The sequence below is a fragment of the Ramlibacter sp. genome, from assembly GCF_050250995.1.
GTDB lineage: Bacteria > Pseudomonadota > Gammaproteobacteria > Burkholderiales > Burkholderiaceae_C > Ramlibacter.
The window spans coordinates 1-10,668 of record NZ_JBFWNP010000041.1 but is presented as its reverse complement, the minus strand read 5'-3'; the positions used below and the strand labels follow the sequence as shown (position 1 = coordinate 10,668).

At 69.2% G+C, this 10,668-nt stretch carries 9 protein-coding genes; 8 read left to right on the top strand and 1 reads right to left on the bottom strand.

Annotation, left to right across the window (positions count from 1 at the left end):
• The first annotated feature begins 32 nt into the window (after nt 1-32).
• A complete protein-coding gene (locus tag AB7E83_RS21080) occupies nt 33-452 on the top strand; it encodes a hypothetical protein (protein ID WP_428572776.1) in 420 nt (139 codons plus the stop codon).
• The gene (gene miaB / locus AB7E83_RS21075) at nt 449-1,780 is read left to right on the top strand and encodes a tRNA (N6-isopentenyl adenosine(37)-C2)-methylthiotransferase MiaB (RefSeq protein ID WP_428572775.1); all 1,332 of its coding nucleotides are present in this window, start codon (nt 449-451) and stop codon (nt 1,778-1,780) included. The genes AB7E83_RS21080 and miaB overlap by 4 nt, the downstream gene beginning before the upstream one ends.
• A gap of 51 nt (nt 1,781-1,831) precedes the next feature.
• Here the strand turns inward: miaB and ffh are convergent, their stop codons facing one another.
• The gene (ffh, locus tag AB7E83_RS21070) at nt 1,832-3,196 is read right to left on the bottom strand and encodes a signal recognition particle protein (RefSeq protein WP_428572774.1); all 1,365 of its coding nucleotides are present in this window, start codon (nt 3,194-3,196) and stop codon (nt 1,832-1,834) included.
• 56 nt (nt 3,197-3,252) lie between these two features.
• On the opposite strand from ffh, the gene AB7E83_RS21065 reads away from it, so the two are divergent.
• The 6 genes from AB7E83_RS21065 to AB7E83_RS21040 all read left to right on the top strand — a co-directional run.
• Entirely contained in the window at nt 3,253-4,029 is a 777-nt protein-coding gene (locus AB7E83_RS21065; RefSeq protein ID WP_428572772.1) for a cytochrome C assembly family protein, read from the top strand.
• Entirely contained in the window at nt 4,026-4,274 is a 249-nt protein-coding gene (locus AB7E83_RS21060) for a PP0621 family protein (RefSeq protein ID WP_428572771.1), read from the top strand. The genes AB7E83_RS21065 and AB7E83_RS21060 overlap by 4 nt, the downstream gene beginning before the upstream one ends.
• The gene (locus AB7E83_RS21055; protein WP_428572770.1) at nt 4,271-5,974 is read left to right on the top strand and encodes a sensor histidine kinase; all 1,704 of its coding nucleotides are present in this window, start codon (nt 4,271-4,273) and stop codon (nt 5,972-5,974) included. Before AB7E83_RS21060 ends, AB7E83_RS21055 begins: the two co-directional genes overlap by 4 nt.
• Complete coding sequence (locus AB7E83_RS21050) at nt 5,974-7,479, top strand: sigma-54-dependent transcriptional regulator (RefSeq protein ID WP_428572769.1); 1,506 nt, start codon at nt 5,974-5,976, stop codon at nt 7,477-7,479. Before AB7E83_RS21055 ends, AB7E83_RS21050 begins: the two co-directional genes overlap by 1 nt.
• The gene (gene ampD / locus AB7E83_RS21045) at nt 7,463-8,044 is read left to right on the top strand and encodes a 1,6-anhydro-N-acetylmuramyl-L-alanine amidase AmpD (RefSeq protein ID WP_428572768.1); all 582 of its coding nucleotides are present in this window, start codon (nt 7,463-7,465) and stop codon (nt 8,042-8,044) included. Before AB7E83_RS21050 ends, ampD begins: the two co-directional genes overlap by 17 nt.
• 216 nt (nt 8,045-8,260) lie before the next feature.
• Nucleotides 8,261-10,668: ribonucleoside-diphosphate reductase subunit alpha (locus AB7E83_RS21040; RefSeq protein ID WP_428572767.1), on the top strand; the 2,408-nt coding region annotated here is incomplete at its 3' end.

Sequence of the window (10,668 nt, the reverse complement as noted above, 5' to 3'; positions counted from 1 at the left end):
GTCCCTGTCGACACAGCCTCTGGATCTACACCATGAAACGCTGGACGCAACGGGCCGCCACGGCCCTGCTCCTCCTTGCCTCCTCTTCGCTCGCCTTCGCACAGGGCATCGTGCGCGAAGCGCCCGTCGACGTGAAGCCCGCGCTCATGACCGTGAGCGCCACGCCCCCCGACATCCGCATCAACGGCGAGGCCGCGCGCCTGTCGCCGGGCTCGCGCATCCGCGACACGCAGAACATGATGGTGCTGTCGGGCGCGCTCGCGGGACGCACCGTGCCCGTCGTCTACAAGCGCGACCCCATGGGGCTCGTCCATGAGGTCTGGCTGCTCACGCCGGCCGAGTACGAGAAGGTCGGCGGCGTGAACACCGGCGACCCCAATGGCTACAAGCGCTTCAACGAGCTGCTTTCGCTCATCTGGGCCGCGCGCACGGCCATCGGAGTCGTGCGATGACGCGCAAGGTCTACATCAAGACCTTCGGCTGCCAGATGAACGAGTACGACTCGGACAAGATGGCCGACGTGATGAACGCCGCCCAGGGCTACGAGCCCACGAGCGACCCGGAAGAGGCCGACCTCATCCTCTTCAACACCTGCTCCGTGCGCGAGAAGGCACAGGAGAAGGTGTTCTCCGACCTCGGCCGCGTGAAGCACCTCAAGCAGAAGGGCGTGCTGATCGGCGTGGGCGGCTGCGTCGCGAGCCAGGAGGGCGCGGCCATCATCGAGCGCGCGCCGTATGTCGACGTCGTGTTCGGCCCGCAGACGCTGCACCGCCTGCCCGAGCTGCTCGCCGCGCGCGAGAAGCAGGCGCGGCCGCAGGTCGACATCAGCTTTCCCGAGATCGAGAAGTTCGACCACCTGCCGCCCGCGCGCGTCGAAGGCGCGTCGGCCTTCGTGTCGATCATGGAAGGCTGCTCGAAATACTGCTCCTACTGCGTCGTGCCCTACACGCGCGGCGAGGAGGTGTCACGGCCCTTCGACGACGTGCTGACCGAGGTCGCGCTGCTGGCCGACCAGGGCGTAAAGGAAGTGACGCTGCTTGGCCAGAACGTCAACGCCTACCGCGGGCCCATGGGCGAGTCCGGCGAGATCGCCGACTTCGCCCTGCTGATCGAGTACGTCGCCGAGATCCCCGGCATCGAGCGCATCCGCTACACGACGAGTCATCCGAACGAATTCACCCAGCGCCTCATCGACGTCTACGCCAAGGTGCCGCAGCTCGTGAGCCACCTGCACCTGCCGGTGCAGCATGGCAGCGACCGCATCCTCATGGCCATGAAGCGCGGCTACACGGCCATGGAATACAAGTCGATCATCCGCCGGCTGCGCGCGGTGCGGCCCGAGATCTCGCTGTCGACCGACTTCATCGTCGGCTTCCCCGGCGAGACCGAGGACGACTTCGCGAAGATGATGAAGCTGGTCGACGACGTGGGCTACGACGCGAGCTTCTCGTTCATCTTCTCGCCGCGGCCGGGCACGCCCGCGGCGACGCTGCACGACGACACCCCGCATGCGGTGAAGCTCAAGCGCCTGCAGCACCTGCAGCAGGTGCTCGAAGACAACGTGCGGCGCATCAGCGCCAGCCGCGTGGACACCGTGCAGCGCATCCTCGTCGAAGGTCCGTCGCGCAAGGATGCGTCAGAGCTGATGGGCCGCACCGAGTGCAACCGCATCGTCAATTTCAAGGGCGACCCGCGGCTCACGGGACACATGGTCGACGTGACGATCACCCAGGCCTTGCCGCACTCCTTGCGCGGCGAGGTGGTGATGGCCGCGGCCTGATCGCCGTCCTTCCCGCGAAGGCGGGATGACGGCCTCGCAGGTCGACGGCCCTCAGAAAGGCAGCTTGGGCATCCCCTTGCCCCCGCCCATGCGCTTCATCATCTTCATGAGGCCGCCGCCCTTCATCTTCTTCATCATCTGCTGCATCTGGTCGAACTCGTTGAGCAGGCGATTCACCTCCTGAACGTGCACGCCCGCGCCGGCGGCGATGCGGCGCTTGCGCGTGGCCTTGATGATCTCGGGCTTGCGGCGCTCGGCGGCGGTCATGCTGCAGATGATCCCTTCCTTGCGGCGGATCTCGCGCTCGGCCTTGTTCATGTCGACGTCGCCGGCCTTGGCCTGCATCTGCGCGGGCAGCTTGTCCATGAAATTCGACAGACCGCCCATCTGCTTCATCTGCCGGATCTGCGACAGGAAGTCGTCGAGGTCGAAGCCGGAGCCCGACTTCACCTTGGCCGCGAGCTTCTGCGCGGCCTCGATGTCCACGCCCGCCTGCACCTGCTCGACCAGCGCGACGATGTCGCCCATGCCGAGAATGCGGCCGGCGTGCCGGTCGGCGTCGAACACCTCCAGCCCGTCGATCTTCTCGGAGACGCCCGCGAACTTGATCGGGGCACCGGTGACCTGGCGCACCGACAGCGCCGCGCCGCCGCGGGAATCGCCGTCGAGCTTGGTGAGGATGATGCCCGTGAGCGGCAGCGCTTCCTTGAACGCCTTCGCGGTGTTCACCGCGTCCTGGCCCTGCATCGCATCGACGACGAACAAGGTCTCCACCGGCTTGAGCACCGCGTGCAGTTCCTTGATCTCGCGCATCATCGCTTCGTCGATGGCCAGCCGCCCGGCCGTGTCGACCAGCAGGACGTCGAAGTACTGACGGCGCGCATGGTCGATCGCGGCGCGCGCGATGTCGACCGGCTTCTGGTCCGGCGTGCTCGGGAACCACTCGGCGCCGGCCTGCGCCGTCACCGTCTTCAGCTGCTCGATAGCGGCGGGGCGGTACACGTCGCCCGACACGGTGAGCACCTTCTTCTTGCGCTTCTCGATCAGGTGCTTCGCGAGCTTGGCCGTCGTCGTCGTCTTGCCTGCGCCCTGCAGGCCGGCCATGAGGATGATGGCGGGCGGCTGCGTCGCGAGGTCGATGTCGCTGATGCCCTCGCCCATCGTGGCGGCGAGCTCACGATGCACGATGCCCACCAGCGCCTGCCCCGGCGAGAGCGAGCCCATCACCTCCTGGCCCAGCGCCTTCTCCTTCACGCGCGCGATGAAGTCGCGCACGACGGGCAGCGCCACGTCGGCTTCGAGCAGCGCCATGCGGACTTCGCGCAGCATGTCCTGCACGTTGTCTTCCGTGATGCGCGCCTGGCCGCGCATCTGCTTGACCAGGCGTGAGAGTTTGTCGGAGAGGGCGGAGGCCATGGGGAGTTGGGAGACCGGCCGCGCGTGGCTCGCAGCGCAACCGCTAAACTGGAGCCATGATTCTAGCGAGTGCGTCTCCAGCCGGTGTGGCGCTCACGCTGGCCGCCGCCGTGGCCTACGCCCTGCCCGCCGCCGGCGCCGCGCGGCTGAGCGAGGGTGCCGCGCGCGGCACCCTTATCGCCGCCTGGCTGCTCCACGGGCTCGCGCTGGTGTGGGGCCTGCTCGGCGACGCGCCGCATTTCGGCTGGGCGCAGGCACTGTCGTTCACGGTCTGGCTCATGCTCACGATCTACATCGTCGAGCGCCGGATGTTTCCGCAACTCCAGGCGCGCTGGGCCATGGCCGCGCTCGGCACGCTCGCACTGCTGCCCGCGCTGGTATTCCCCGGACGCCCGGTCCACATCGGGACTTCGCCCTGGCTGCCCATCCACCTCGCGCTCGGCATCGCGTCGTACGGCATGGTCGCGGCCGCGGTCTTGCATGCCTTCCTGATGCGCCGGGCGGAGCGGCAGATGCGCTCGGCGACGGATGCGGCGGGCGTGCCGCTGCTCACGCTCGAACGCCTCACCTTCCGCTTCACCACGGCCGGCTTCCTGCTGCTGTCGCTCACGCTCGCCGCGGGCATCGTCTCCGGCGCCTGGCGCTGGGACCACAAGACGGTGCTCACCCTGCTCGCATGGTTCACCTTCGCGCTGCTTCTGGTGGGTCGGCTGCGCTTCGGCTGGCGCGGGCGCAAGGCCGTGCGCGTCCTCTACACCGGCGCCTTGCTGCTGCTGCTGGGCTACGCCGGTTCCCGCTTCGTGCTCGAAGTCGTGCTGCAACGTCCCGCATGAAGTATCTCGTCCTCCTCGCCGTGCTCGTCGTCGCCTATGTCTGGTGGCGCAACGGCCGCATCGCCACGAAATCCTCGTCGCGCGCCGCTCCCGGGCCCCGGCCCGTCGCCGATCCGCAGGACATGATCCGCTGCCCCGTGTGCTCGGTCCACCTGCCGCGCGGCGACGCCGTCGCGGACGCCGGCGGACGCCTTTTCTGCAGCCAGGAACATCGCCTGCGCGGCGGCGACGCGCCTTCGCCGTGACCGCCGCGTCCGCGCCCCTCGCCTGGGCCAGCCCGCCGCCGGGCGGGCCGCGCGGCGACGACTGGGCGTTCGACCGCCTGTGGCGCGGCTTCATGACGGCCCGCGTGTCCGTGGGCATCGTGCTGTCGCTCTCGCTGGGCGGGCTCGCCACGCTCGGCTACAGCGGCAACATGAGCCTCTGGATCGTGGCGATGTGCATCGCCTACGTCGCGGCGGCGCTCGCGGTGCGCGTGTTCGCGCAGCCGCTGTCGCCCGGGCACGCGTTCGATCCGCAGTGGGTGTCGACCATCGGCGTCGATCTCCTGGCCTTCGCGACGCTGCAGTTCCTGCAGGCCGGCGGCCTCAACTTCTCGGCGCTCTTCACCCTGCCCGTGCTCACCGCCGCCGTGCTCGGCTCCGCGCTGCTGGCGCTCGGCACGGCGGCGGCCGTGACGCTGCTGCTGCTCACCGATGCGTGGATCCATGCCCTGCAGCAGCCGCAGGACTACGCGCAACGCTTCCTGCAGGCGGGCCTCACCGGCATCGGCTACTTCGCGATGTCGATGCTCGCGAACCAGCTGTCGGCGCGGCTCGCGCGCGAGGAGAACGCGGCGCGCCGCAGCCTGCTCGCCGCGCGCACGCAGGCCCAGGTCAACGAGCTCGTGATCGATACGCTGAGCGAGGGCGTGCTCGTGATCGACGCCGACGGCCAGGTTCACGCCGCGAATCCCGCCGCGCGCGCGCTGCTGGGCTGGGAAATGGATGCGCCCTTGCCGCTGCCGCTGCGCGACGACCCGGCCGGCCAGCCGCTCGCCGTGGTCGCCCAGCGGGCTTTCGGCGACAACGAAGGCCAGCGCGAGGAACTCGCCCTCGCGCAACCGGGCGGCGAGCGCCGGCTCGTCCACGTGCGCACGCGCATGACGCTCGCGCAGGAAGCGCAGGCGGGCAGCCTGTGCGTGATGTTCCTGCAGGACCAGCGCGAACTGGAGGCGCGGCTGCGCACCGAGCGGCTCGCGGCCATGGGCCGCATGTCCACCGCCGTCGCGCACGAGATTCGCAATCCGCTCGCGGCGATCGCGCAGGCCAACGAACTGCTCGGCGAAGACCTCGCGGAGCCGACGCAGAAGCAGCTGAGCGAGCTCGTGCGCCAGAACGCGCAGCGGCTCGCGCGCATCGTCGAGGACATCCTCGACATCGCGCGCGTGCAGCACCAGCGCCCCGCGGCCGAGACGCTGGCGCTCGACGAGTCGGTCTGCGCGATCTGCGACGAGTGGGCGCAGCACGCGAATGCCGAACCCCGCGTGCGGATGGCGCTGCACGCGGGCGAAGGCGCCGTGATCTTCGAGCCCGACCACCTGCGCCGCGTGCTGGTGAACCTGCTCGACAACGCGCTGCGCTACGCCGGGCACCGGCCCGGCTCGATCCAGGTCGGCACGCGCTCGGGCGCCGCGTTCGCGCAGCTGTCGGTGTTCAGCGACGGCGCGCCCATCGATCCGGGCGTGCAGCGCCACCTGTTCGAGCCGTTCTTCTCGTCCGAGAGCCGCTCGAGCGGATTGGGCCTCTATATATGCCGCGAACTGTGCGACCGGCACGGCGCCACCATCGCCTACCGCCGCGTGTCGGCGGCGGGCGACCGTCCGGACGGCAACGAGTTTTTCGTCACATTTCGCGCACCGGCGCGCGTGGCCGGCCGCGCGCCGTACGACACAATCAGCGCCTGATGGCCTCCGCCGCCCCCGCCGCCCCCAACGCCGCCGCGTCCGCCGCCCACGTCCTCGTCGTCGACGACGAGCCGGACCTGCGCACGCTCTACGAGCTCACGCTGCTGCGCGAAGGCTACCGCGTCGATGCCGCGGGCACGCTGGCGGAGGCATGCCAGCTGCTCGAAGGCCGCCGTTTCGACGCGGTCATCACGGACATGCGGCTGCCGGACGGCCTGGGCCTCGAACTGCTGCAGCGCATCGGCACGCAGCAGCGCAGCGAACGCTGCATCGTGATGACGGCCTACGGATCGGCCGAGAACGCGGTCGAGGCGCTGAAGGCCGGCGCGTTCGACTACCTCACCAAGCCCGTCGACCTGAAGCAGTTCCGCTCGGTGGTCGCCTCCGCGATCCACGACCCCGGCGCCGTCAAGCCGCGCGGCGCGGCGGCAGCGCGTGCCGCCTCCGCGCCGGCGCGCGCCGAGACCGCCGACGGCGCGCTGCAGCGCATGGTGGGCGATTCGCCGCCGATGCGCATGGTCAAGGAGCGCATCGCGAAGGTCGCGCGGAGCATGGCCCCGGTGCTCGTGCGCGGGGAATCCGGCACGGGCAAGGAACTCGCCGCGCGCGCGCTCCATGCGTGCAGCCACCGCAGCGACGGCGCTTTCGTCGCCGTGAACTGCAGCGCGATCCCCGAGGCGCTGCTCGAGGCGGAGTTCTTCGGCGCGAAGAAGGGCTCGTACACCGGCGCGGCGGCGGACCGCGAGGGCTACTTCCAGGCCGCGCGCGGCGGCACGCTCTTCCTCGACGAGATCGGCGACCTGCCGCTTGCGATGCAGTCGAAGCTGCTGCGCGCGATCCAGGAGCGGCAGGTGCGCTCGCTCGGCTCGACGCAGGAAGACGCGGTCGACGTGCGCATCGTGAGCGCGACGCATCGCGACCTCGCGGCCGACGTGCAGGCGGGGCGCTTCCGGCAGGATCTCTACTACCGGCTCAACGTGATCGAGCTCGTGCTGCCGCCGCTGCGCGAACGGCGCGAGGACCTGCCGGCCCTGTGCGACGCCCTGCTCGCGCGCATCGGCCTCGAGTCCGGCCTGCCGGTGCCGGTCCTGTCGACGCAGGCGCTCGAACAACTCATCCAGCAGCCGCTGCCGGGCAACGTGCGGGAACTCGAGAACCTGCTTCATCGCGCGGTGGCCCTGTCCGATGGCGGGGAGCTGCAGGCGGACTTCGCGCCCTTGCAGGCGGCGGGCGAATGGGTGGCGCCCACGGCAAGCGCCGCATCCGCCGCTCCCGCCGCTCCCTCCGCCACGCCCCATCCGCCGTCGATCCCGACCGATCTGCAGGCCTGGCTCGACCAGCAGGAACGCGAGGTCCTGACGCAGGTCCTGCGCGAAACCGGCTTCAACCGCACCGCCGCCGCGCAGCGCCTCGGCCTCACGCTGCGGCAGATGCGCTACCGCATTTCGCGCCTGGGCATCGCGGTGCCGGGCAGCGACACCGAGGCGAATGACACAGCCTCCTGACGATTCGGCGCCGTGGCGCGACGGCTGGTACCGCTTCGCGCGGCGCGAGGACTCGCCGAACTTCGGCGCACGTCCCGAGGGGGCGGCCATCGACCTCATCGTCGTGCATTCCATCAGCCTGCCGCCCGGACGGTACGGCGGCGACGGGGTACGCCAGCTCTTCACCAACACGCTCGACTGGAACGCGCACCCCTACTTCAAGTCGATCGAAGGCATGCAGGTCTCCGCGCACTTCTTCGTGCGGCGCAACGGCGAGCTCTGGCAGTTCGTGAGCTGCGACGACCGCGCGTGGCACGCGGGCGCCTCCGAATACCGGGGCCGCGCGAACTGCAACGACGACTCCATCGGCATCGAGCTCGAGGGGCTCGAGGGCGAGCCGTTCGAGGACGCGCAGTACGAGACGCTCCTCGCGCTGTGCAGCGCGATCGCGCTGCGCTATCCGGTCGAACATGTGGCGGGACACGAACACATCGCGCCGGGACGCAAGGCCGATCCGGGCGCGCGCTTCGATTGGCCGTGCCTGATCGCGGGACTCGGCTGGGAACGTTCCTCGTTCCCGCGGTGAACGGGGAATCGAGCATCGGCGCGGCATGCAGCCCGGCCATGCGTTTCTGCACACAAGCTATCCACAGGGCATGCACCGTCCATACACGACTCGCCCCCAGGACAACCACTACATCTAGTGCTTGAAGTTCCCGGAGACACTATCTATAGTGTGTCCGCAGTCACGGAGCGATTACACTCGCCTCCTGCCGAGAACAACCCCGTCGAGGAAGAAACGATGCAGCAAGCAGTTACCAGCACGTCCCACGCCCCCACCGCCATCACGATCCAGCCCCTCGCCGGCGCCGTCGCCGCCCCGCAGCCCAATCCCCTCGCGCACCACCAGATCATCCGCCGCAACGGCGCCGTGGTGCCCTTCGCGCCGCAGAAGATCTCGATCGCGCTGATGAAGGCCTTCCTCGCCGTGCATGGCACGAGCGGCGCGGCCTCCGCCAGCGTGCGCGAGACCGTCGAACAGCTGACCGACGCCGTGATCCGCGCGCTGGTGCGCTCGCGCCCCGGCGGCGGCACCTTCCACATCGAGGACGTGCAGGACTCCGTCGAGCTCGGCCTCATGCGCGGCGGCCACCACGAAGTCGCGCGCGCCTACGTGCTGTACCGCGAGCGCCGCGCGCAGGAACGCGCGAAGCAGGCGCCCGAGGCGCCGCGCGAGCCGCAGTTCCACGTGATCGACGGCGGCCAGCGCGTGCCGCTCGACCTGCAGGCGCTGCGCACGCTGATCGAGACCTCGTGCCGCGGCCTCGGCGCCGACGTGAGCGCCCAGCCCATCATGGCCGAGACCATGCGCAACCTGTACGACGGCGTGCCGCTCGACGAGGTGTACAAGGCCTCGATCCTCGCGGCCCGCACGCTGATCGAGAAGGACCCCGACTACACCTTCGTCACCGCGCGCCTGCTGCTGCACACGATCTTCAAGGAAATCCTCGGCCGCGAAGTCCCCGCCGCCGAAGCCGCCGAAGCCTATGCCGACTATTTCCCGGTGTTCATCCGCAAGGGCGTCGACAACGAGCTGCTCAACCCCGAGCTGCTGCAGTACGACCTGAAGCGCCTGGGCGCCGCACTCAAGGCCGAGCGCGACCTGAAGTTCGACTACCTCGGCCTGCAGACGCTGTACGACCGCTACTTCCTGCACGTGCGCAAGTCGCGCATCGAGCTGCCGCAGGCCTTCTTCATGCGCGTGGCCATGGGCCTGGCGCTCAACGAGATCGACCGCGAAGCGCGCGCCATCGAGTTCTACGAAGTGCTCTCCAGCTTCGACTTCATGTCGAGCACGCCGACGCTCTTCAACAGCGGCACGCTGCGCTCGCAGCTGTCGTCGTGCTACCTCACCACGGTCCCGGACGACCTCGACGGCATCTACGAGTCGATCAAGGAGAACGCGCTGCTCTCCAAGTTCGCGGGCGGCCTGGGCAACGACTGGACGCGCGTGCGGGCGCTCGGCTCGCACATCAAGGGCACCAACGGCGAGTCGCAGGGCGTCGTGCCCTTCCTGAAAGTGGTGAACGACACCGCGGTGGCAGTCAACCAGGGCGGAAAGCGCAAGGGCGCGGTCTGCACCTACCTCGAATCCTGGCACCTCGACGTCGAGGAGTTCCTGGAGCTGCGCAAGAACACCGGCGACGACCGCCGGCGCACGCACGACATGAACACGGCCAACTGGATCCCCGACCTGTTCATGCGCCGCGTCATGGAAAAGGGCGAGTGGACCCTCTTCTCGCCGTCGAGCGTGCCCGACCTGCACGACAAGTTCGGCGCCGAGTTCGAAAAGGCCTACGTCGCCTACGAAGAGATGGCGCGGCGCGGCGAGATCAAGCCGTCCAAGACCGTGCCGGCCACCGACATGTGGCGCAAGATGCTCTCGATGCTGTTCGAGACCGGGCACCCCTGGATCACGTTCAAGGACGCCTGCAACGTCCGCTCGCCCCAGCAGCACGCGGGCGTGGTGCATTCGTCGAACCTGTGTACCGAGATCACGCTCAACACGTCCGACACCGAGACGGCCGTGTGCAACCTCGGCTCGGTCAACCTGCCGCAGCACCTGAAGGACGGCAAGGTCGATCACGACAAGCTGAAGCGGACCATCTCCACCGCGATGCGGATGCTCGACAACGTGATCGACATCAACTACTACGCGGTGAAGAAAGCGCGCGACTCCAACCTGCGCCACCGCCCGGTCGGCCTGGGCGTCATGGGCTTCCAGGACGCGCTGTACGAGCTGCGCATTCCCTATGCGAGCGAGCAGGCCGTGCAGTTCGCCGACGAGTCGATGGAGGCGATCTGCTACCACGCCTACTGGGCGTCCACCGAGCTCGCCCGCGAGCGCGGCAAGTACTCGTCGTACAAGGGCTCGCTCTGGGACAAGGGCGTGCTGCCGCCCGACACGCTGGACCTGCTGGAGCAGGCGCGCGGCGGCTACGTCGAGGTCGACCGTTCCGCCACGCTCGACTGGGACGCACTGCGTAAAAAGATCGCCGCCGACGGCATGCGCAACAGCAACTGCGTCGCCATCGCGCCCACCGCGACCATCTCCAACATCATCGGCGTGGACGCCTCCATCGAGCCCTGCTTCGGCAACCTCTCGGTGAAGTCCAACCTGTCCGGCGACTTCACCGTGAGCAACCACTC